This is a genomic window from Floridaenema evergladense BLCC-F167 (assembly GCF_041929205.2).
Lineage (GTDB): Bacteria > Cyanobacteriota > Cyanobacteriia > Cyanobacteriales > Aerosakkonemataceae > Floridanema > Floridanema evergladense.
In genome coordinates this window covers 5,749,240-5,770,486 of record NZ_CM171625.1, presented here as the reverse complement: position 1 = coordinate 5,770,486, position 21,247 = coordinate 5,749,240, and the positions used below count along the sequence as shown (strand labels likewise).

Below are 21,247 nucleotides of genomic sequence, written 5' to 3'. Positions count from 1 at the left end.
GAGGAAAGGGAGGGCAATTCCAGTAAAACTTCGGAGAAATTATGATTGAAAGTATCATATTTATAATTTTTTTAGTTACTATTTTGGGTACTATCTATTTTTTCAGTTCGGCAAAGGTGATTAATCAAGGTTCAGAAGCATTAGTAGAACAGCTAGGAAAATATCATAAAACTTTGAAACCTGGGTTAAATTTTATTGTGCCATTTTTGGATACAATTGTGTGGGAAGAAAGTATGCGGGAACAGGTTTTAGATATTAAGCCACAAGAAGTGATCACCAAAGATATTGTTTCTATGACAATTGATGCTGTCGTGTATTGGAGAATAATAAATTTAAAGAAAGCTTATTATGAAATTGAAGACCTTGAAGAAGCAATCAAAAATTTAGTTTTGACGACGTTACGTTCCGAAATTGGTGGCATGGAATTAAAGGATACCTTTTCTAATAGCAGAAAAATTAATCAGGCGTTGTTAAATGAATTAGATGATGCTACAGTGAATTGGGGTATCAAAGTAATGCGCGTAGAAATTCAGGAAATCACACCTGTTAAAGCAGTGTTAGAGTCTTTACAAAAACAGAAAGCAGCTAAAATTCAAGAAGAAGCATCTATTAGTGAAGCGAAGGGAGTTGCTAATTACATAGAATTAGTTTCTGAGGCACTGAAAAGATCCGAAATTGACGGGAAGCAAGCGTTAAACTTTTTATTAGCTTTAAGATATGTGGATGCCAATACCGAATTAAGTAAAAGTAATAATTCTAAAATCTTATTTATGAACCCAGGAGCTTTGAATGAAGCAATATCAGAGTTGATGAAAAAGGATGATGATAATAATAATAATGGTGTTTAACTAAACTCGCCATATTGCATCAGCAACTAGGGAAACATCGCGCATTTCTTTAACATCATGAACTCGGAGGATATCAGCAGAATTGGCGATCGCAGCACAACAAGCCGCACCAGTTCCCCAAACTCTTTGTTTCGCATCAGGTTGATTTAAAATATATCCAATAAAACTTTTGCGCGATACTCCCACTAAAATCGGACAATTTAAAGCGCTAAATTCTGACAATCTTCGGATAATTTCCAAATTTTGCTGATAGTTTTTGGCAAAACCAATACCCGGATCGATAATAATTTTATTAGGCTCTACCCCAGAAGTTATAGCAGCATTAATTTGTTGTTTAAGAAACTGCGAAATTTCCTCAATTAAATCTTGATAATCGGTCAAACTTTGCATATTTTGCGGTGTTCCCCTGATGTGCATTAACACAATTGGTACGCCCAATTGCGCCACAGTTGGCAACATTTTTGAGTCAAAAGTAGCCCCAGAAATATCATTCACAATATCTGCACCAGCCAGAATAGCAGCTTTAGCTACTTCTGCTTTTGTAGTATCTACAGAAATAGGAATTGTTGAATCTTTACGAATCACCTCAATCACAGGTAAAATCCGATTTAGTTCCTCTTCCACAGAGACTTTTTGGGAACCTGGACGAGTTGATTCTCCACCAATATCAAGAATATCGGCACCAGATTCTACCAAATATTTCGCCTGAGAGAGCGCGGCATTTAAATTGTAGAAATCTCCACCATCACTAAAACTATCTGGAGTGACATTCAAAACAGCCATTAAATAGGTGCGTTTTCCCCAGACAAAAGTGCGATCGCGAATAATTAACTCGTCATTAGTCATTTGTCAATTGTCATTAGTCATTTGTTAATTGTCATTTATCATTAGTTATGAAAAAAAAAGATTAATCACCAATGACTAATGACTAATGACCAATGACAACGAACGTTACTTATAATTTACAATTCTGGCAAAACTGCTAGGTTCGAGGCTAGCACCTCCCACCAATGCACCGTCAATTTCTGGTTGAGCCATAATTTCATCGATATTATTAGGCTTAACAGAACCGCCGTACTGAATGGTAACATCAGGATTAGTTAATTGAGAGCGAATTAACCCAATCACTCGGTTAGCTTCGATCGCTTCGCAGGTATCACCAGTGCCGATCGCCCAGATCGGTTCGTATGCAATAATCACATTATTTTGATCGACATCCTCTAAACCTTTTGCTAACTGACTAATAATCAAAGACTCCGTTTCTCCAGCATCTCTTTGTTGCTTACTTTCGCCAACACAGAGAATAGGAGTAAGTCCATAACGTTGTGCTGCTATAAGTCGCAGATTCACAGTTTCATCAGTTTCGTTGAAATACTGACGGCGTTCGCTATGACCGACGATCGCATATCGTACCCCAATCTCCGTGAGCATGGGGCCAGAAATTTCGCCAGTATAAGCACCTTGTTCTTCCCAGTGAACATTTTGGGCTCCGAGTTGCACGCGACTACCATGCAAACTCTTGGATAAAATACCCAAATCAGTAAAAGGAACACATAGAATAATTTCCCGGTCTTCCGGGGTATCTTCTAAAGTGTGTAAGAAATTCAGTAGAAACTCCGACGCTTCCGCCTGAGTCTTGTACATCTTCCAGTTGCCAGCAATAACTTTTTTTCGCACAGTTACTTTGTAGGGACAAACATTATAGGGTAAATTCCAGTTTACGGCTTCTGGGGTCAATTTTGCTAACTAGTTGGGTAGTTGGTAGTCGGTAGTGGGTAGTGGGTAGTTGGTTATTCTTGCTTTTCCTTGGTTTTCCTGCTGCAATTATTGCTAATTGCGATCGCTTTCCAATTGCTCACCAGGAAAAAACTCAGCATCTAATATTTTTTCTAAACTATAAGGGCATTCTTGTGGAAAGTTTTCCTCTTTTAAAGATGTCTCTCGTAAAGCTAAGTCTAAAGCATCTGGATAAATTTCTGCTAAAGCTTTAGGTAAGTAAGGTTGCAAACTAGGATTTCTGCCAATTAATCTAAGAATCTTTCGTCTTTGTTCCCGAATCGTGAAAAGCCAACTTTTAGAGCGTTTACTCGGTTGGAATTCCCATTTTAGCAAATGCCCAATTAAAACTTCTAAACGACTTTCTAACTGACTTTGCTCCTGTCTACCCAAAGACTCAATCTCCTCAACCAAATTAGGGATATCTAAATTATTCCAATCTTCCTTTCGCAAAAACTTTGCTTGTTCAAGAGTCCAAGCATAAAAATCTATTTCGTACAATTCGCTTGTTTTATGTTCAATTCCTGATAAATTTTGAGTCATAATACTTTGTCCCACTCCATCAAATTGTAACTCCTCCTTCTTTTCTCTGCGCTCTCTGCTTCTGAAGCGGTTCAAAAAAATAGTGTTCACAAATAATGTAAGATTGCAATCATTACTCACCAGGAAAAAAGTCAAAATCTAATATTTGTTCTAAACCATAAGGATATTCTTGAGGAAAAGTTTCTTTAGATAAAGAAGTTTCATCAGCAGCTAACTTAAGCGCGTACTTGTAAACCTCACTGATAGCATCAGGTAAATAAGGGTTTAAACTCGGACTTTCTTGCAAAAGACCTAAAATTTGAAAACGTTGTTCATCAATAGTATTTGCCCAACTCTTAGAACGTTTATCAGATTGAAATTCCCACTTCAGCAAATGACCAATTAAAACTCTTAAACGATTTCTTAACTCTCTGCGGTCTTGTTTACCCAAAGATTCAATCTCCTCAGCTAAATTAGGAATATCTAAATTATTCCAATCCCTATTTCGCAAAAAATTTGCCTGCTTAACAGTCCAAGCATAAAAATCATTTTCGTATAATTCACTTGTTTTATCTTCTATTTCCGATAAATTTTGATTCATAAAAAACCTATTTAATATTATTTTTTCTCTGCCTCTCTACTCTTAGAACCCTTAAGTTTCCCCCCTTTATCCCTCCAAAGGGGGGTAAATTTTGCGGATAATTTAGGTGGCGATATCCGCGATCGCATTTTTCACTGTTGCTCTTTTATCTATTAACGATTTGCCGCCGATCGAGCCGCCGCAGCTTCATCCGGGTGAATGCCTAAGCGAGTTAAATTGATCCGCCCTTTATTATCAATTTCCCGCACTTTTACAATCACTTCATCGCCAACTCCCACTTCATCTTCCACTTTACCAACACGGTAATCTGCTAATTGGGAAATGTGAATCATGCCTTCTTTTCCGGGCAAAAATTCCACAAAAGCACCAATAGGAATAATTCTCGTCACCCGACCAACGTAAACATCACCTTCATTTAACTTTCGAGTTAAACCTTGAATCATTAATTTGGCACGTTCTGCTTTTTCCACATCAATAGCGGAAATCGTTACTGTACCATCATCATCAATATCGACTTTGGCACCTGTTTCTTCAGTAATTCCCTTGATAGTTTTACCACCAGGACCGATTACTAAACCAATCAATTCTGGATCGATTTTAATGATTAGTAAACGTGGCGCAAAAGGCGACATTTCGCTGCGTGGTTGGTCGATCGCAGCCAGCATTTTTTCTAAGATATGTAATCTGGCTGGACGTGCTTGGTGAATAGCTTTAGCAATGGTTTCGATCGGCAAACCATTGATTTTCATATCCATTTGTAGCGCAGTAATTCCTGTATCTGTCCCCGCTACTTTGAAGTCCATATCACCTAAAAAATCTTCAATTCCTTGAATATCTGTTAAGATGCGAACTTCATCACCTTCTTTAATTAATCCCATTGCTGCACCGCTAACAGGTTTTGCCAGCGGAACTCCGGCATCCATTAAAGCTAAAGTAGAACCACAAACGGAACCCATTGAAGTCGAACCGTTAGAAGAAAGTACTTCCGAAACAACCCGAATTACGTAAGGGAATAGTTCTTTTGACGGTATGACTGGGACGATGGCGCGTTCTGCTAAGGCACCATGACCAATTTCTCTTCTTCCGGGGGCACGTAAGGGTTTAGTTTCGCCAACGGAGAAGGGAGGGAAGTTGTAATGGTGCAGGTAGCGTTTTTCGTCTTCTGGGTGCAAGTCGTCGGCGAGTTCTTGCGCGTCTCCGGGTGTACCCAAGGTGACAATTGACATAACTTGGGTGAGTCCCCGGTTGAATAAACCGCTACCATGAACTCGGCGAGGTAAGATGCCAACGCGACAAGAAACTGGTCGAACTTCATCAAGTTTACGACCATCGACGCGTACGCCTTCTTCCAGAATTTGACGGCGCATGAGTTTCTTGGTCAATTCTTTGAAGAAATTACTCAAGGCTTTAGTATCTTCCGTAGATGCGACTCGGATGGAGTCTTCTTCCGGCAATTCAGCTATTCCCGCTTCGATGCTGGCTTTAACTTCGTCTAATGCTTCATCTCGTTGGTTTTTGTCGAACTCAAACCGCTTGAGGATTTCTTTGATTTGGTCGGTGGCGCGATCGCGGATATAATTTTTCAGTTCGCTGTCTATAACTGGTGGTTCTTCGTGAACTGTGTCAATTTCCAGTTCTTGAAGCAACTCTTTCTGCGCCGCAATTAGGTCGAGTACTGCTTCGTAACCAAAATCGATCGCCTCAATAATATCAGCTTCCGGCAATTGATTCGCCCCTGCTTCCACCATAATCACGCCTTCTGGGGAACCCGCAACTACTAAATCTAAATCCCCAGCATTGATTTCCGCATAAGTAGGATTAATGATAAAATCATCTCCTACCAGACCAACCCGCACAGCCGCCATTGGCCCATTAAACGGGATCTTTGCCAACATTACCGCAATCGAAGCGCCAGTCACCGCTAACACATCCGGTGGTACTTGCTCATCCATTGACAAGGTAGTAGCCACAATTTGAATATCATCCCGCAACCAACTGGGGAACAAAGGACGCAAGGGACGGTCGATCAACCGACCTGTCAAAGTTACCTTCTCTGGTGGACGACCTTCCCTTCTCAAAAACCCACCAGGAATTCTTCCAGCAGCATAAAGTCTTTCTTCGTAGTCCACTAACAAGGGGAGAAAATCGATCCCTTCTCTGCTTTCCGCCCGCGTCGCCGTCACCAATACACAAGTATCACCAGATTGAATAAGAACGGAACCACCAGCCTGTGGAGCAAGGAGGCCAACCTTTAATCTAATATCCCTCCCGTCAAAGGATATTGATTTGTCTAACTCTATCATTCGATCCTTCACTATCACAATTCTTTATCTGTCGCAATCGTAGCACTGTTACAGTGTCTCAGGGGAAACTTGGGGAGATGGGGAGATGGGGAGATGGGGAGATGGGGAGATGGGGAGGTGGGGAGGTGGGGAGGTGGGGAGGTGGGGAGGTGGGGAGGTGGGGAGATTTTTGGGAATTCATCTTACTGAGTCTAGGAAAATACGGAAAGGAGAATTGCCTAATTTTTTCTAATTTCCGCAATTATCCTGATGTACTTACTATCTGGATGGAAGCACAATATATACAGAGCAAAGGTTAATAACTTTAAAGTCCTATACAGAAACGAACCCCTCATAGAATAAAGTCTGTGAGGGTTTATATTTTTTGATTAGTTTGCTCTGTTGAGTACGAGTGAAAAAATCAAATTAATTATCCACTTCAGCCATTTCAATTGTACGGTCTTCCCAATCTTTTACTAAGAAGTTTAATGGTTTTTCTGTACGTAGTTTAAATCGCAATCCTCGAACTTGGATTCGCATTAATACTTGTTCTAAACAGTCGCGATCGAAACAAACATGACGTTGGCGATTTTTTGCGCCTAAACTAGCACCGGAAATAACGTGCAATTGAGTATTTTTTTTCAGTTGATACCACAGTCCATCGGATTCATTAAATTTGTTAGTAGCAGTCAGACTGGGGCCTGTTGACATATTATAAAGTGGGTCGATCGCAGCAGTGCCGATAGTTTGCTCGTAGTTGTAATAGTAGTGCAGAGGTACGTCGGCTGCGGGCAAATCTAGGACACCTTCATAAAATTTACGGGCAATCTCAAGGTCTGACACCATAATTGTATGTACTTTGGGGGCGCTGGTGAGGAACATCCACATTGCACCTGCGTAAGCTACCAGCAGCATTACCATGATTCCTTGGGTAGAAAACAGGGCATCGAAAGGTAAGGAAAGTAAAAAAGTGCTATCAGTAATGGAGGAAACCAGAGAGGTAATTACGTTGACTGCTAGAACCATGAATTTACAAAGGGTGAATGATCTGTAATTCTAGTCTATCAAGCCTCAAGGAGTGCGATCGAGTTCCTTAGAGATGGGGAGGATAGGGAGATGGGGGGATGGGGAGATGGGGGGATGGGGAGATGGAGAGGTTGATTAAGGTAAAATTTAAAACTTACATTTCAAAGCTAAAAATTTGTGCTTCAACAGTATAGTATTTGGTAAAATCTGATGATTTGATTGATTAGTCAAAGGGTAAAGTTGTGCAGATTCCTTATTTTACTGAAACCGATCATCCACAGATCAAGTCTCTGTCTCATTATAGCGATCGGGAACTATTGACTTTCTTCCAACGCTATCCCGAAGAAGGAAAATATTTTACAGCAATTTTTTGTCGATATAGTCCGATCGTCTATACTCTAATTGCCCACTCTGGTCGTTCTCCGGTACAGGTTGATTATTTATTTGCCCTGACTTGGCGACATATCTATTACGCGATGATGGAATTAGATTTGCGGGGGTCAAGTGCGCCCGGAATGGAAAATTTTAACCTGCAAAATTGGTTAATTAATATTACGGCACTTTGCATTAACCAAGCAGAAGTTCCACCTGTAGAATCAATTCATTATTCTTTAGAAGCTGCTTCTCCGCCTTTGTGGTGCTATACCCATCAAGCGTTAGATTTTCTACCTCCTTTGCAACGGTTAATTGTATTAATGTCGCAAACTTTTCAGTGGAGTGAGGCGCGAATTTCTGCTTATTTGCAAACGGAAGGGGAGACGGTTTCACCGCATCAGGTCAGGTCTTTGTTAATATCTGGTTTGCAAGAGTTACAACGGTCTTTGCCTGCTGATATTCGGGAAATTTATTTAGGTGAAGATGGCACGGTTGAAAAGCAGGAATCTTTGGTATGAAAGGTCTTGATGAATGGCGAAATAGCAAGAAGAATGGGGTAAAAAATTTACCTCACTCTCCATTTTTTGCATCTAAAAGATTAGCTTCTATTCGGAAGATGCGGGCAGAAGTTAAGCGAAAGAGATTGTTTTTTCTGTGTTTTATTCTGCCTTTTTACTTTCTGCTTTTAGGTGCGGCTGACCTAAACGAACAATTGAATATTCGGATTAATAATGGGACGCAGGGAGAGAGCCGAAATGAGGCCGATCGCTTAGTACGTTTGGGAGGTCAAGCACAACAAAAAGGTTTGTTAGATAAAGCAATTCCCTATTGGTTAACAGCCATAACTATTTATTCGGAAATAGGCGATCTAGAAGCAGTAGGTCGAACTTATGATTATGTGGGTTTAGCTTATGCTGATTTGGGTTTGTTCCGACAAGCTGAAGATGCACTGCGAAAAAGATTAGGTGTAGCGAGAGCAAATAGGGATTGGCAAGGTCAAATTTTTGGCTTGAATAATGTTGGTTCGCTTTTGCTAAAACAACGCCATATTTCGGCAGCGAAAACAACATTTAATGAAGCACTTTCTATTGCTCGTGCTACTAACAGTCCGGCTGGAATTGGATTATCTTTAAATAATTTGGGTTTAGTCGCAGCCAGTCAAAGAGATTATAATCAAGCGATTAGAAGATATGAGGAAGCTTTGATATATCGCAGTCGTGCTAGTGACCCGGTGGGAGAGGCAAATACTTATAATAATTTGGGTGATGCTTACCGGGCTACGGACAATTTTTGGGAGACTATCAAGGCTTATGGTGCGGCTTTGAGAATTGCGCGATCGGCGATCGATCGCCCCAATCAATTTCGTGCTATTGATGGATTAGTTAATACCTACAATTGCGCGAAAAATTACACCCGGACTTTAGATTTGTTGGAAGAACGTTTAGAAATAGCTCGCGCTTCCGAAAATCCTTACCAAGAGTTAAAATCACTCAAGTTATTAAGTCAATTTTACCGACAACAAGGTAAGAATCTGGAAGCGCTAATGGTACAACAACGGGCAGTTTATTTGGCACAAGAATTAAATCAACCTGGATTAATGGCAGAGTTATTAGGAGAATTGATTCAAATTCCCGTCAACAATTAATTCAAATAAACTGCACCTGTAGGTTGAATAGTCAAGGCAGATTTGTCCAAACTAAAACTGCTGGTGCGGTCAAATCTCACTTCTAAAACTCCCGGAGAAACAGGACGAGGATTAACAAATAAAAAGCCTCCGTCTGGACGGTAAAAAGTGAGAGTTGTGGGTGTATCAATTGAGCGTAAAGTAATATTATTGTTACCCGTTAAATAACGAGGTTGAGTTTCACCAATTACCTGATAAGTGATATCAGCGCCAGAGTTGTTAACTAACCTTAAATTGACTACTCCGTTAACTGGTCTAACACTAGTAATTGCCGCTTGTTGTTGTTCTGGTGTTGGGATTACTGTTCTTTGATTGGGTGCAGAATAGTTATTTTGTCGAATTAGTTGTTTGTTACCAACCTTTAACTCTTTACTTGCTCTTTGTTGACGTTCGATCATGTAATTGGAACAAATTCGTGCGGCATCAGTTTCGGTAGGTGCGGCAAAACTACCATCACGAACAGAAGGTGGTTCGCTAACACTACCAGAAGGCAAAGTTTCCAAAATAGAAGCAGGTTGGTTGTGATTTCTTGCCGTTGGATTTTGCCGATTTAGCGGAGATAAATTTTGTCGATCGAGAGAAGTACTATTAATATACTCCGCACAAATCCGGCTGCGTTCTAAAGGAGATAATCCATCATTTTCTGGTGTTTGATTCTCTGGTAAAGGGTTCATATTTCCAGGCATTCTAGGACTCATTTGAGCAACTGCTGGAACCGCAAGAATCAAGCTGCTAAAAATTACTCCTACTAGTCCAATTTGTTTCTTGATTTGCCGATTTGGTAAATTCATTTTATCCCTCAAGTTTTTATTAAATAAAGTGAAAGTATTTTAAAAAGGGGAGGTAGAACCTCTTACATCTCGTTACCAGGTTGAACCTGGTAACGAAAGATAGAGGCTCTGCCTCTTGGCGCAAGATCTCAGTTTTATGCTTCTTCCCAGAATTGGCGAACTTTTCCAGGTAGCCAGTCAGCTATTTCTTCAATTCTTTCTTGGGAAAGTTCATCTTTAGTCGCTGAGAACACGGCTTTCACTACTTGTTCCCGATCGACATTTGGTGGCATTCCACCTTCGTTAGCGACGCGGAATAAAAAGCGATCGTCGTTAATTTTAAAGATGCCGGGACCTTGCCAAGGTGGACGAACCCGACTTAAAAATCCGACAATGGGATTGGTATCTCTCCACAGGTCGGTAATTTCCATTTGCAGCGCTTTATCTTCTGTTGGCATTGCTTCTTCGTGGAGTTCTGCGGCGACGCGATCGGCTGCATCAGTTGTCATTAAATCACGCATGACTCGATACACGACTTCAGTCAAATCTCTGGCATCATAAGGTTCTGTTAAGCCAGCTTTTAACATGACTTTATGTAAGAAAGGCATATCTTTATCAGCAATTGGTACTGCTGGGCCTTTCTTTAAAGATTCAGGAGGATTTGCCTCCATTTCTTCTAAAGCTTTGCGACCTTTCTCAGTTAATTCTGCCTTTTTAAAAGTAATTAAATGAGGCAAGGGACTATCTGGAGCACCGTAAGTATTAGCAATTCTGATATCAACTTCTTTCGGGTTAACTGCATCAGGAACATCTTCCTGATTACCGTAAGCATTACCGCTAAATTCAGCGTTGATATATTGCTTTTGATTTAGATAATCCAAATGTCCTAAAAATTCTGCTGGAGTCAGTTCTCGACCAACAAAATCTCCTTCATTGAATTTAACTGCGTGCATCTCGTTGTTGTTACCAGTTTCGCTGATTTTCTTCAGCATTATGTAGACAACATCCTCTCTTATTCCTATTGTCATACTGCTATTAAACGTCTCCTAATCACTCTACTCATGCCTTGAGGCTAATATGAGAGCGGTATTAATTACCTCTGTCACAGGAGACATTCCCTTGTGAGTTGTTTTAACCCATTTTATTGTTAAATTTTTTCGCCGATCCCTGACTTAAGATAGATGAAATTAGTAAGAAAGTTAAGTAAGGATTAATAATAATTGATTAGGAATTAAATGTTTCTAAACGCTGTTGAGGTAAGGTGACAGTAACAGTTGTTCCTTGATTAATCATACTATCAATGCGAATATTGCCGTCATGATTTTGGGCAATTGCAGCTGCGATCGCTAATCCTAAACCCGAACCTGTCACTTTTCCCCGACTGCGTGCCGGATCGACGCGATAAAAGCGATCGAATAGATGAGGTAAAGCATCTTCAGGAATACCAATTCCGGTATCAATAATTTTGACTTGTAACTGAGGAAAACTACCCCGACGAAAAATTCGCTGCAATTCGATATTGACTTTACCTTTAGCTGGCGTATATTGCAGCGCATTACCGATCAAGTTGGTAAATAATCGTGCTAGTTGATCCCAATCTCCTAAAAGGGTAAAAAAGTCTTCTTCAGTTTCTTCTAAATACTTTTTCCCAACTCCAGATCCACCAATCTCTGCTTTTAAATCTAAGGAAAGTTCAACATTTTTTTCCTGTGCGACTAACTGTTGTTCTTCCACTACTTCCATTAGCAAAGCATCCAACGGACAAGCGGAAAACCGAGGTTGAATAATCCCACTATCTTGCCTTGCCAAAAACAATAAATCATCTACCAAACGTCCTAATCTTTGGGTTAATCTTTCGATTACTTTTAAGTGTTGGTAATGGGGTGCTAACTTTAATTCTGGATCGGCTAAAGCTACTTGGACGTTAGTTTGAATCATGGCGATCGGACTTCGCAATTCGTGAGAAGCATCAGAGGTAAATTGCTTTAAACTTTGGTAAGATTCCCTAACTGGTTCCATTGCTAAACCGGAAAGCAACCAACCAATTGCTGCTACACAAATTACCATAAAAGTTATGCCTAAACTCAAATCTAAGATTAACTGACGACTGGGTTTAGTAACTTCAAACCAAGGATGACTAACGCGCAAATATCCGATGACTTGTCTACCAATTTCTACTCTTTCTGTGATTTGGCGTAACAGGATAATGTTAGAAGAATTAGTATCACTTTTTCTCTCTATTCTTACTGTTTCTCCAGTGCGATTAGCATGAATGGGAATGTTTAAAGGTTCGGAAAAAGTAGACCAAAGTAATTCGCCATTGGGACTAAACCATTCTAAGTCAATGCGATCGTCTTCTACAGTATCCGCATTATCTCGAAAACTAGCTTCTAAGTTAATGCGGAATTTGTTTTCTGTAGTGTTTGATTCGATGACTAGCGATCGTTCCACCACTTCCACAACATGATTTAGAGTATCATCAACTCTTTCAACTAAAGTACTCCGCACATAAAGATAAACCCCAGTTGCAAATAATAGTAATAACACAGCAGTAACAGCGGCGTACCAAATAGCTAAACGGCGGCGAGTAGTTTGAAACATAATAATAAATTTGCTCAGTATTCTAATAATTTTCTAAATTATATAGCCAGTCTAAATGAGTCATGAAAGAAGTAAAAGGGTAATCTGGTAAAATAAGAACGGCTTGTAACCGAGAAGTAGAAATGAGAGCAGTAGAAGATTCAGAAGTTAGAAAACAGCTAAAGACTCTCGAAGATTTTATTAAAAGTAATCCAAAATCGGCAGAAATGAAGAGAGCATTAGCAGCTAAATTGGCGTTAGAGGGATATCGCTATGAGAAAATTAAAGAAATTTTAGCAGTCTCAGTAGGGTTTATCAGTAAATGGTTTAATGCTTTTAAAGTCGGCGGTAATGAAGCTTTAAAATCCAGGTATAAAGGCACAGAAAGTTATTTAAGCCCAGAAGAAAGAGCGGAAACAATTGCGTGGTTAATTCAGCAAAAAGCTTGGGATATTTCCGAATTAGAAACTTATTTAATTGACAAATATGATGTAGTTTTTCAATCGCGACAAAGCTATTATCAGATTTTTCAAGAAGCGAAAATCTCTTGGCAAAAAGGAGAACAGGTGAATCCTCGATATGATGCAGAATTAACTAAAAAAAAAACCAAGAAATTGCCGCACTTCTCGAAAAACATCGCACCGAAATAGAGGCCAGAAAGCTGGTGGTGTATATTATTGATGAATGCCATCTACTCTGGGACGATATCTGTGGTTATCTGTGGAACTTCATCAAAGAACCAGTGAAAATTCCACTGTTGAATCCCAAAGAAAGACAGACTTATTATGGAGCTTTAGATCTATTAACGAAAGAATTTATTCTCGACCCTTATCCCCAAGGAAATGGAGAAAACACTGTCAATTTTGTCACTCAACTACAACAAAGAAATCCGGGAGCCAAAATTTTATTGATCTGGGATGGAGCTAGTTATCATAGAGGAGAGGAAATGAAAAAATTTTTAACTCAACAGAATCAAGAAATGACTCCCGAAGAATGGAATGTTACTTGTCATAGATTTGCGCCTTACGCTCCCCAAGAAAATCCTGTAGAAGCAATTTGGCTACAGTTAAAAAATTTACTAAGAAGATTTTATCGGTTTGGTAAAAGTTTTGCCATTGTGAAGCGGTTATTTCAGCTTTTTGTTGATTTCAAACTTTTTAATGTTCCTAACTTTAAAAACTACGATGCTTTTTCACAATTCATTTAGACTGGCTATATATCTTCTCGATCGTAATAATTTTACATTAATATAGTTAAATAGCTACAACGAGGATAATCACTATGACTGCTACCCAAATCCATTTGTGGACGGTAGAAGAATATCACCGAATGATCGACGCTGGGATTCTTACTCCTGAAGATAAAGTTGAACTTTTAGAAGGTAAAATAATAGAGATGAGTCCTCAACGTCCACCTCACGCAGGTACAACTCAAAGATCGTCTGATTACTTGAAAGTAAGATTTAGAGGTATTGCTCATGTACGAATGCAGTTACCTATTACTCTCTCAAATTCAGAACCAGAACCAGATATTGCGGTAGTTAGGATCGATCCAAATGCTTATGGCGAAAATCACCCTAATCAGAATGATATCTTCTTATTAATCGAAATTTCTCATACTACTTTAAATATCGATCGCGAAGAAAAAGCACCTATTTATGCTAGAGCAAATATCCCTGAATATTGGATTTTAGATATTATCAACCGATGCGTTTATATTTTTCGTAATCCAACTGAATCGGGTTATCAAGAAGAAATTATTCTCATTGTAGATGCAGTGATCGCACCCTTAGCTTTCCCCGAAATAGAAATACCATTTTCTGAACTGTTTTTGCCTTAAATTTGTCTTTAAATAAGGATGCAGAATTTGCGAATTCAGCCGATCGCAGAGATACAAAAAGTAACAATAAGGTGCGACAGTTGATTTTATTTCAATAATCGAATAAATCCTGCTTGTTCAAAATGATGATCTGTCGTAAGTGCTTCTTGTAACCCAAGCTGCTGGATGATTATAAAAGAAGTAGCATCGACTAAAGACCAAGTTTTGTCCGCTCTATTTTTGAGTAAAGACCAAGCGGCTGTTTCTATCGCTGCATCTATGTAAATAACATTAACATAAGAAGCCGTTTTCACAGCATCTACATATTGAAATAGTTGCGAACGAGGCACACGCAAAGGACTATTTAGTAAAGCCACTAATTCAGCCACAATATAGTTACTTGTGACCATTTCTCTCTTTTGTTTTCTGGCTTTGGCGAACCATTCTTTTGCTTGTTGATGATAGGATTCACTGGCTACAAATAGTTCAGCCCATCCAGAAGTATCAATAAAGACTTTACTCAGCACTGGCAATTTCCTGTTGTAAAGCACTACCGATATAGCGATCGTGATGTTCACCAATGTCCTTAACTTCGGCTGTTAATGTACCCAATAATGGTGAAATTGGATCGAATTCATCTGGAGTTGGTGAACTTGCTAATTGAATTAGAGACTGCAAAACTAAGCTTTCTAAGGATATATTCATACTTTTTGCTCTTTGCAACAACTGTTCCTCTAGTTCGTCGGGAAGTTGAATTTCTAAAGTTTTGCTCATACTTTTAATTCTCTCGTATTTCTTATTATTTTCATACAAAAACGATTTAATTGCTAACTAACAATGAGATGCGTTGCACTTTTTGCGATCGCATTTGATCGCTCCCCAGAAAACTACACAATTAAATTATGCCAAGTACTTACTTATAATGTTCTGTTCATTATAAATTCTTTATAGCGATTCCTACTCAAGTGAGGTACAGCAAAACCCTTGATTAATCAGCAATTTAGCTCTTAGAGCCGTACCTCATCAGATCGAGAAATGCTATATTAGCTGGAATCATTTTGTCCCGAATAGCGATAAAATAATTCTCCCAGTGCTTCTTCTCCCCCAATTTCCCCATTACTAACAAACTTTTCTACTTCTATCGAACCATCATTCAAAATTCAACTTCCCATCTTTCTCCAGGTACAGCCACTGTCACCATAATTGCTTCATCTCGATGATGTGCTAAAGTGTAGCTGACTTTTTCTTGAGAATAATTCTGCAAGCGCAACTTTGCTACTGTCGCTTCAATCCATTTCAAATAATCTGTTTCGTACAAAGTTTTACTCATGCTGCACTCGCTTTTCCAAACTGAGTTAAGAAGCGGAACGCTTTCACTACAAAAGTAGCACAGGTATAGGGAGAGGTTTCATAAAAAGACCGCCAAGCAGCTGCTTTATACTCATCATAGCGATCGCTTTTATCAGGGAATTTCTCCAAAAATGCTAACCTGACAGCATGACCAATTAAAACATCTAAAACGATGTAATCTTCAATTTTTAAGTCAGGGTTACGTTCTGCGATCGCTGATAATTCCATTAAAGTTTCAATATTAACTTGGCGGTACTCTGGCGCAACAATTTTGTTCAATAAATGCTCAATTTGCAAAGCAAAATTCTTTTCACCCGAAGTCATTTCCGCCAGCAACCATTCACTATCTAAACGGTTGCGTCTCTCCAATTTATCCCCAATTACTAACCCTTTGCAATGTTTCAATAATTGCCAAACGCGAGGATAAAAATCTGGCGGAACTCGGTTTAAAGCGCCATCTCTTTGACGTTTGTGCAACCATCCGCCTTGTGATTCTGTTGTTTCTTCTTTTTCAGGAAGCACCACCCATTCGATATCTTTTTCTGATTGTTTGACGTGCAAAGATTCTTGTTGTCGTAACAACTCATTCATGTCTTCATAACCTGCAATTACTTGACGCACACGGCTTTTTACTTCAAAAGGGCTTAATGTCATTAAATGTTCATGCGCTTCGTCTTGAGTAATTTTTAATTCCTGTGCTAATTCACTGGTGATTAACAGAATTAAATACCCAACTCTTAAGGTTAGCAACCCGTTAAATAAGTCTGGTTCTGACTTGATTAATAAACCAAGATAGATTAAAATTTCTTGGGTGAGAACGCGATCGCGAATATCTTCCCCACAAAACTCTTTAATTTTATCACTAATTTCATGGTGCGACATTGGGCGAGTAATTAAGGAAGCTTCGCTATAAGCTTTACCCACAGAAATCTGTTTTTGGCGCACTAAAATATCCGTCACTGCATCCGATAAACCAATATCCACCATTCCCCTTAAACCTGCGGTGCGGCGAATTACCGTCCAGTGAATTATTGATTCCTTAGAGGTTTGATTAACTACACCTCTGACTGCTTTTTCGTAAATTTCTTTGAGTAAATCTGCTACTGTTACTGGATGTTTTGGCCCTCCTAAACCAGCATCGAAATTTACGCCTTTCAACCGAGTTAATGTTTGCAGTAACTCAACTTGTTCGTAAATATTTTGTGAATCTCGCAAACAATTAATCAAGAATCTGGTATCAGTTTCGTACTCTAATTTGAATTCCTGAGTATGACCCAAAGGCCAGTTTTTTTCCGGGTTATAAGTTAAATAATACTTAGCTGATGCTGTATTCTGAACCGGAGATTGAGTGAATTCAAAATCATGGATAAAATCAATTCTCTCTTTAGCTGATGTTTGCAGAAATTGTTGCAAATTGCCCAATTTAATCTGCACGCCATTGCAATAACCAGAATTTAGTTCTTGCATTAATGCCAACAATGCTTCACTTCCCGTTTCCAGCATAGAATGAGTTAACAATAAGGTCATTGTTGGTCTTCCCAACTCCATCCAATTACGCTGAATATAAGCTAATTCGCTTCTGATTTGATCTAATAGAAAATGGTAATCTAATGTCAAATAGAACTGTTGTTTATCTAAAAATGCGGGTAAGAAAACAATTGTTTCTCCGCGAACTCGGAAAATTCTCGAAGTAGTTAAACTGCGTAATCTTCGCACTGGACGACCAGTTAAACCCAATTTATCATTGCGTCCAATTTGGGTGTAAACTGTTGATAATTCACTTGCTTGACGCACTTGAATTGGTTCTACTTGTCGGGGTGTTTGGGTGGGAATTCCGTAATCTGCTAATTTAATTTGTAAGTCTTCATCTTCTGCTAAAAGGGCAATTTGTACTAAAGGTTTAGATTCTTTTCCAGTACACAAATGTCTACTTAAAGGATCGATATCTCCGATCGCAATTAACCCTTCATTTAATAACTGTCCTAAATAATACAGACTTTGCGCCCAAACTAAGGGAACATTTTCGTTAGGTAAGCGTGTTTGACTTTGGGGGTGCGATCGCTCAGCCTCGATCTTATCTTTTGGTACATAATAAAGTTCAGGTAATAATCGCAAACCTTCTCTTTCTATCAACAAACTCTCTAACTTTTGTTGATAATCTTGCGCTTGTTCCCTATCCCCACGAAACAAACCATCTAAAAATAGATAAGTGAAAAACAAAGGCCATTCACATTCTATATTTTCAAATTGCTTTAATTCCCAAGGTTCATAATGCAAACGGGTATGATCTTCGATCGCAGTTTGATGTCCATCTCTCAAGAAACGTTTACAACCGTAACAACCTCCTAATTTGTCTATAATTTTCTTTTTAGTACGTTCTACTAATTGTTCGTTCTCAACCGCAAATGCCGGAAAACTAATTACACTCAATAAAGCAGCATCCACTTCTTTGGAGCTAGATTCCCTTGGTAAAATCGACTTTAAAGTAATTCTAGCTCTAGCAATTTCATCTGGCAAAACGTGAATTACCGAAGCTTGACTACCTCTAATTCCAAACAAATTTATGCCATTAATTGCTTCTAAAGCTGCTTTCGCCATTCCCACCGAACTAGCATTTAATTCTGGGTTTCCGTGATTAATTTTATTGCCTCTTTCCCATAAACCATAGTCAGGTGTCCGGTAAGCTCGCCCGATATAGTAAACTAAATTCTGGACAAAATTCACCTCATCTAGCGTATAAATAATATGTAATCCTGAAGCCGTCATTTGTGCTAACATCAGCAGAAACAATGAAGTTGCATCTAACTGCAAATGTCCCCACTGATCGTCACCAACCACAATATCACCCGTGTTGGTATTGTATTTGGCGTGTAAAGCATCTAAAGGAGATTGAGTTTCTTTAAAACGTTCGACTTTGTGAGACTGACGCATCATGCAAAACAACAGTCCCCGCATCAATTTAACGACGCTTTGTTCCAATTCATAACTGCGTCCAAAGTCATCATTTAACTTGCTATATCCTAATGCTAATCCCCAAACAGCCAAAATACTGTAAACATTATCTCTCACCCAAGCATCTGTATAATCTCCGTGAGCATTTATGGCTGTAGAGGCTGGTAGTAAACCTGTAATCGGATTTTGCCGATCGAGAATTACAGTTTGAATTTGCTGATAGTAATAATCTAAGCGTACTTGCAGTTCGGAGAGCTTGTTTTTCATCATATTTTTGGCGATTTTGGCGAAATAATTGTCGATCGGCTTGAAGTTAATTGATCAAGTAGAAATTTACTCGAATTTAACAGACTAACTTAATATTTATTCTTTTTCCTACTATTACTTTATTAGTTTATTTCAACTAGTAAGTATTTGGCTAGTATTTTTAAATCTATTTTGCTAATTTTTGCACAATCTTTATAAAAAATCAACCAATCTTTCCGGTAACTTTAACAACAGTTTTGTAGAACATAAGTAGGGAATAAATCAGAATTCAACTTAGACCCAGAAAGTTTTAAAGTTGTCAACCTAGAGCAAAAGCAGGTGACGGATATGTGTACGAAATACAATAAAAATAATTCACCTTTTGTGCGGATTGTTTATTCTAAAGTGAAAGTTAACGGTAAAGTGGAGTTAGTGCCTTTGGAACTTTATGCAGATGGTTCTGTAAAAAAGGCGGTCTGAAGATTACAAAACTACTAACATTAAAGAAGAAGTAGTAGAAACAGAGTCTAATTTTTTGAGAAACTACACAGTAATGCAGCGTCAAGGTAAACTATGCTGCATAGAGAACGTGAGGAGAGTTTGTGCAAGAACAAATCATTACTAACACGCCTAGCTTTTCTGTACTGGGACTGCCAGTACATTTATTAGATGATTACCCAGGTTGGCTAATCGCGCAGTTGCACCAGCAATTAGGCGGGCACGTCATTACGCTAAATGCAGAAATGACTATGCAGGCGGAAAAGAACGCCACTTTAGCCCAAATTATTCAGCAAGCGGATTTAGTCATCCCTGATGGTTCTGGAGTCGTCCTTTACCTGTGGTTAAAAGGTAAAAAAGTGAAGCGTTGTCCAGGAATTGAGTTAGCAGAAACTCTTCTGTTATATGCGGGACAATTAAGTAAACCAATGCCAGTATTTTTCTTTGGTGGTGCGCCTGGGGTTGCAGCTAAAGCAGCCGAAATGTGGCAGGAGAAATGTCCAAAATTAGCGATCGCAGGCACTCAACACGGTTATCTCTCAACTGTAGAAGAACAACAACTACACCAAACTTTAAAAGAACAACAACCGAGTTTAATTTTCGTCGGGCTGGGAGTACCCCGTCAAGAACTCTGGATCGCTAAACATCGCCACCTCTGTCCTAAAGCGATCTGGATTGGCGTAGGTGGTAGTTTAGATATTTGGGCCGGGACAAAAAATCGCGCCCCCGCTTGGTTCCGAGAAAATCATTTAGAATGGCTATATCGGCTTTACCAAGAACCTTGGCGCTGGCGGCGAATGTTAGCTTTACCCCTGTTTGCTTGGAAAGCTTTAATAAGCAATTTTTTCCACAAATAAAGACGTTGCAAAATGGCACATCTCCACCAACGTCGTTCCGAAAATGTGAACGGCGATTTTTATGTCGATCGCACCTGCATTGACTGCGATACTTGTCGGTGGATGGCACCGGAAGTTTTTTATGAAGCAGGAGAACAGTCAGCAGTTTATCATCAACCTGCCAACCCCAGCGAAAGAGTCAAAGCAATCCAGGCTTTATTGTCCTGTCCCACTGCTTCCATTGGCACAGTTGAAAAACCAACAGATATTAAAGAAGTTCAAGAAACTTTCCCGATTTTAGTCGCCGAAAATGTTTATCATTGCGGCTATCATTCCGAAAAATCCTTTGCTGCTGCCAGTTATTTCATCACTCGTCCCGAAGGGAATATTTTGATAGATTCCCCTCGATTTACTCCGCCCCTTGTCAAACGTTTGGAAGCAATGGGTGGGATTCGTTATTTGTATTTAACACACAGAGATGATGTAGCAGATCATCAAAAGTTTCAAGAACATTTTGGTTGCGATCGCATTTTACACCAAGACGAAATTAGCACGGGAACTCGTAATGTAGAAATTCAAATTTCTGGAACCGATCCCATTGAATTTGCCCCAGATTTGTTAATTATTCCCGTTCCCGGACATACCAAAGGTCACACAGTTTTACTTTACAAAAACAGCTTTTTATTCACAGGCGATCACTTAGCTTGGTCGGAAACATTAAATCAATTGTATGCTTTCCGCCAGCATTGTTGGTACTCTTGGACAGAACTATTTAAGTCCATGCAAAAATTAGCAAGTTATCAGTTTGAATGGGTATTACCCGGACATGGCAGACGCTATCATGCTGATAAAGAAACCATGCAAAAGCAGATGGAAAAATGTGTTAGTTGGATGAAAAGCTAGAGAGCAGGGGAGCAAAGGAGCAGAGGAGCAAGAAAACTTCTTAACTCAGATCTTGCACTCAAAGGAGGTGGAACCTCCTGTGTTCTCGTTCCCAGGTTCAACCTGGGAACGAAGAATAGAGGCTCTGCCTCTTGGTGCAACGAAGAAACTTTCTTCTGCCTTCTGCCTTTCCCAGTCCCC

22 protein-coding genes are annotated in these 21,247 nt (G+C 39.3%); 9 read left to right on the top strand and 13 right to left on the bottom strand.

Translation table 11 applies throughout. The annotated features are described in order from the left end of the window. Positions 1–41 precede the first annotated feature (41 nt). Entirely contained in the window at positions 42–848 is an 807-nt protein-coding gene (locus tag ACE1CA_RS27655) for an SPFH domain-containing protein (RefSeq protein ID WP_413278863.1), read from the top strand. On the opposite strand, the gene folP is transcribed toward ACE1CA_RS27655, so the two are convergent. The 5 genes from folP to ACE1CA_RS27630 all read right to left on the bottom strand — a co-directional run bounded on the left by folP (position 849) and on the right by ACE1CA_RS27630 (position 6,050). Further along, positions 849–1,694: a dihydropteroate synthase gene (gene folP, locus ACE1CA_RS27650; protein ID WP_413278864.1), complete on the bottom strand. Its 846-nt coding sequence runs from the start codon at positions 1,692–1,694 to the stop codon at positions 849–851. Between the two features lie 105 nt (positions 1,695–1,799). Then, on the bottom strand, positions 1,800–2,525 hold the full coding sequence (tpiA, locus tag ACE1CA_RS27645) for a triose-phosphate isomerase (protein ID WP_413278871.1): 726 nt from the start codon (positions 2,523–2,525) through the stop codon (positions 1,800–1,802). Positions 2,526–2,678: 153 nt separating this feature from the next. After that, positions 2,679–3,167 carry a DUF29 domain-containing protein gene (locus ACE1CA_RS27640; RefSeq protein WP_413278865.1) on the bottom strand — a complete coding sequence of 163 codons (489 nt, stop codon included), beginning with the start codon at positions 3,165–3,167 and terminating at the stop codon, positions 2,679–2,681. 112 nt (positions 3,168–3,279) lie between these two features. Beyond that, positions 3,280–3,747 (bottom strand): DUF29 domain-containing protein, encoded by a 468-nt coding sequence (locus ACE1CA_RS27635; protein WP_413278866.1) that lies wholly within the window; start codon positions 3,745–3,747, stop codon positions 3,280–3,282. A gap of 152 nt (positions 3,748–3,899) precedes the next feature. Continuing rightward, positions 3,900–6,050 carry a polyribonucleotide nucleotidyltransferase gene (locus tag ACE1CA_RS27630; RefSeq protein WP_413278867.1) on the bottom strand — a complete coding sequence of 717 codons (2,151 nt, stop codon included), beginning with the start codon at positions 6,048–6,050 and terminating at the stop codon, positions 3,900–3,902. Positions 6,051–6,127: 77 nt separating this feature from the next. On the opposite strand from ACE1CA_RS27630, the gene ACE1CA_RS27625 reads away from it, so the two are divergent. Beyond that, positions 6,128–6,349: a hypothetical protein gene (locus tag ACE1CA_RS27625; protein ID WP_486517560.1), complete on the top strand. Its 222-nt coding sequence runs from the start codon at positions 6,128–6,130 to the stop codon at positions 6,347–6,349. 106 nt (positions 6,350–6,455) lie between these two features. Here ACE1CA_RS27625 and ACE1CA_RS27620 read toward each other — a convergent pair whose 3' ends face one another. Next, the gene (locus ACE1CA_RS27620; RefSeq protein WP_486517559.1) at positions 6,456–7,055 is read right to left on the bottom strand and encodes a glyoxalase-like domain protein; all 600 of its coding nucleotides are present in this window, start codon (positions 7,053–7,055) and stop codon (positions 6,456–6,458) included. 242 nt (positions 7,056–7,297) lie between these two features. Between ACE1CA_RS27620 and ACE1CA_RS27615 the strand changes: the two genes are divergently transcribed. Next, on the top strand, positions 7,298–7,948 hold the full coding sequence (locus tag ACE1CA_RS27615; protein WP_413282065.1) for an RNA polymerase sigma factor: 651 nt from the start codon (positions 7,298–7,300) through the stop codon (positions 7,946–7,948). Next, positions 7,945–9,075, top strand: a complete 1,131-nt coding sequence (locus ACE1CA_RS27610) for a tetratricopeptide repeat protein (protein ID WP_413282066.1) — start codon at positions 7,945–7,947, stop codon at positions 9,073–9,075. The genes ACE1CA_RS27615 and ACE1CA_RS27610 overlap by 4 nt, the downstream gene beginning before the upstream one ends. Here the strand turns inward: ACE1CA_RS27610 and ACE1CA_RS27605 are convergent. The 3 genes from ACE1CA_RS27605 to ACE1CA_RS27595 all read right to left on the bottom strand — a co-directional run bounded on the left by ACE1CA_RS27605 (position 9,072) and on the right by ACE1CA_RS27595 (position 12,485). Then, positions 9,072–9,905 (bottom strand): hypothetical protein, encoded by an 834-nt coding sequence (locus ACE1CA_RS27605; protein ID WP_413282067.1) that lies wholly within the window; start codon positions 9,903–9,905, stop codon positions 9,072–9,074. The two genes, ACE1CA_RS27610 and ACE1CA_RS27605, sit on opposite strands and share 4 nt — an antisense overlap. Positions 9,906–10,039: 134 nt before the next feature. Beyond that, on the bottom strand, positions 10,040–10,912 hold the full coding sequence (locus ACE1CA_RS27600; protein WP_459563743.1) for a DUF2267 domain-containing protein: 873 nt from the start codon (positions 10,910–10,912) through the stop codon (positions 10,040–10,042). Positions 10,913–11,108: 196 nt separating this feature from the next. Further along, complete coding sequence (locus ACE1CA_RS27595) at positions 11,109–12,485, bottom strand: sensor histidine kinase (protein WP_413282069.1); 1,377 nt, start codon at positions 12,483–12,485, stop codon at positions 11,109–11,111. A 122-nt stretch (positions 12,486–12,607) separates the two neighbouring features. On the opposite strand from ACE1CA_RS27595, the gene ACE1CA_RS27590 reads away from it, so the two are divergent. Next, positions 12,608–13,671, top strand: a protein-coding gene (locus ACE1CA_RS27590) for an IS630 family transposase (protein ID WP_459563618.1) whose coding sequence is annotated in 2 segments (ribosomal slippage) — positions 12,608–13,064 and positions 13,064–13,671 — 1,065 coding nt in all. Because the reading frame shifts where the segments join, the coding sequence is not laid out codon by codon here. A gap of 74 nt (positions 13,672–13,745) precedes the next feature. Further along, positions 13,746–14,303 carry a Uma2 family endonuclease gene (locus ACE1CA_RS27585; RefSeq protein WP_413279521.1) on the top strand — a complete coding sequence of 186 codons (558 nt, stop codon included), beginning with the start codon at positions 13,746–13,748 and terminating at the stop codon, positions 14,301–14,303. 86 nt (positions 14,304–14,389) lie between these two features. Here the strand turns inward: ACE1CA_RS27585 and ACE1CA_RS27580 are convergent, their stop codons facing one another. The 4 genes from ACE1CA_RS27580 to ACE1CA_RS27565 form a co-directional block, all read right to left on the bottom strand. After that, on the bottom strand, positions 14,390–14,809 hold the full coding sequence (locus ACE1CA_RS27580) for a type II toxin-antitoxin system VapC family toxin (protein WP_413279520.1): 420 nt from the start codon (positions 14,807–14,809) through the stop codon (positions 14,390–14,392). Beyond that, positions 14,799–15,056, bottom strand: a complete 258-nt coding sequence (locus ACE1CA_RS27575; RefSeq protein ID WP_413279519.1) for a hypothetical protein — start codon at positions 15,054–15,056, stop codon at positions 14,799–14,801. Before ACE1CA_RS27575 ends, ACE1CA_RS27580 begins: the two co-directional genes overlap by 11 nt. Before the next feature lie 379 nt (positions 15,057–15,435). After that, positions 15,436–15,612 carry a hypothetical protein gene (locus ACE1CA_RS27570; RefSeq protein WP_413279518.1) on the bottom strand — a complete coding sequence of 59 codons (177 nt, stop codon included), beginning with the start codon at positions 15,610–15,612 and terminating at the stop codon, positions 15,436–15,438. Then, entirely contained in the window at positions 15,609–18,851 is a 3,243-nt protein-coding gene (locus ACE1CA_RS27565; RefSeq protein ID WP_413279522.1) for a glycoside hydrolase family 15 protein, read from the bottom strand. The genes ACE1CA_RS27570 and ACE1CA_RS27565 overlap by 4 nt, the downstream gene beginning before the upstream one ends. A 327-nt stretch (positions 18,852–19,178) precedes the next feature. Here ACE1CA_RS27565 and ACE1CA_RS27560 point away from each other — a divergent pair, with 327 nt between their 5' ends. The 3 genes from ACE1CA_RS27560 to ACE1CA_RS27550 all read left to right on the top strand — a co-directional run bounded on the left by ACE1CA_RS27560 (position 19,179) and on the right by ACE1CA_RS27550 (position 21,067). After that, entirely contained in the window at positions 19,179–19,310 is a 132-nt protein-coding gene (locus tag ACE1CA_RS27560) for a hypothetical protein (protein ID WP_413279517.1), read from the top strand. A gap of 122 nt (positions 19,311–19,432) precedes the next feature. Further along, a complete protein-coding gene (locus tag ACE1CA_RS27555; protein WP_413279516.1) occupies positions 19,433–20,185 on the top strand; it encodes a WecB/TagA/CpsF family glycosyltransferase in 753 nt (250 codons plus the stop codon). Positions 20,186–20,197: 12 nt separating this feature from the next. Continuing rightward, positions 20,198–21,067 carry an MBL fold metallo-hydrolase gene (locus tag ACE1CA_RS27550; RefSeq protein WP_413279515.1) on the top strand — a complete coding sequence of 290 codons (870 nt, stop codon included), beginning with the start codon at positions 20,198–20,200 and terminating at the stop codon, positions 21,065–21,067. The last annotated feature ends 180 nt before the right edge of the window (positions 21,068–21,247 follow it).

Bases quoted from the DNA above. Each gene is read 5' to 3' on its own strand.
- ACE1CA_RS27655 (WP_413278863.1), top strand. From the start codon at position 42: ATGATTGAAAGTATCATATTTATAATTTTTTTAGTTACTATTTTGGGT.
- folP (WP_413278864.1), bottom strand. From the start codon at position 1,694: ATGACTAATGACGAGTTAATTATTCGCGATCGCACTTTTGTCTGGGGA.
- ACE1CA_RS27640 (WP_413278865.1), bottom strand. From the start codon at position 3,167: ATGACTCAAAATTTATCAGGAATTGAACATAAAACAAGCGAATTGTAC.
- ACE1CA_RS27635 (WP_413278866.1), bottom strand. From the start codon at position 3,747: ATGAATCAAAATTTATCGGAAATAGAAGATAAAACAAGTGAATTATAC.
- ACE1CA_RS27630 (WP_413278867.1), bottom strand. From the start codon at position 6,050: ATGATAGAGTTAGACAAATCAATATCCTTTGACGGGAGGGATATTAGA.
- ACE1CA_RS27625 (WP_486517560.1), top strand. From the start codon at position 6,128: ATGGGGAGATGGGGAGATGGGGAGATGGGGAGATGGGGAGGTGGGGAG.
- ACE1CA_RS27620 (WP_486517559.1), bottom strand. From the start codon at position 7,055: ATGGTTCTAGCAGTCAACGTAATTACCTCTCTGGTTTCCTCCATTACT.
- ACE1CA_RS27610 (WP_413282066.1), top strand. From the start codon at position 7,945: ATGAAAGGTCTTGATGAATGGCGAAATAGCAAGAAGAATGGGGTAAAA.
- ACE1CA_RS27605 (WP_413282067.1), bottom strand. From the start codon at position 9,905: ATGAATTTACCAAATCGGCAAATCAAGAAACAAATTGGACTAGTAGGA.
- ACE1CA_RS27600 (WP_459563743.1), bottom strand. From the start codon at position 10,912: ATGACAATAGGAATAAGAGAGGATGTTGTCTACATAATGCTGAAGAAA.
- ACE1CA_RS27595 (WP_413282069.1), bottom strand. From the start codon at position 12,485: ATGTTTCAAACTACTCGCCGCCGTTTAGCTATTTGGTACGCCGCTGTT.
- ACE1CA_RS27585 (WP_413279521.1), top strand. From the start codon at position 13,746: ATGACTGCTACCCAAATCCATTTGTGGACGGTAGAAGAATATCACCGA.
- ACE1CA_RS27575 (WP_413279519.1), bottom strand. From the start codon at position 15,056: ATGAGCAAAACTTTAGAAATTCAACTTCCCGACGAACTAGAGGAACAG.
- ACE1CA_RS27570 (WP_413279518.1), bottom strand. From the start codon at position 15,612: ATGAGTAAAACTTTGTACGAAACAGATTATTTGAAATGGATTGAAGCG.
- ACE1CA_RS27565 (WP_413279522.1), bottom strand. From the start codon at position 18,851: ATGAAAAACAAGCTCTCCGAACTGCAAGTACGCTTAGATTATTACTAT.
- ACE1CA_RS27560 (WP_413279517.1), top strand. From the start codon at position 19,179: ATGTGTACGAAATACAATAAAAATAATTCACCTTTTGTGCGGATTGTT.
- ACE1CA_RS27550 (WP_413279515.1), top strand. From the start codon at position 20,198: ATGGCACATCTCCACCAACGTCGTTCCGAAAATGTGAACGGCGATTTT.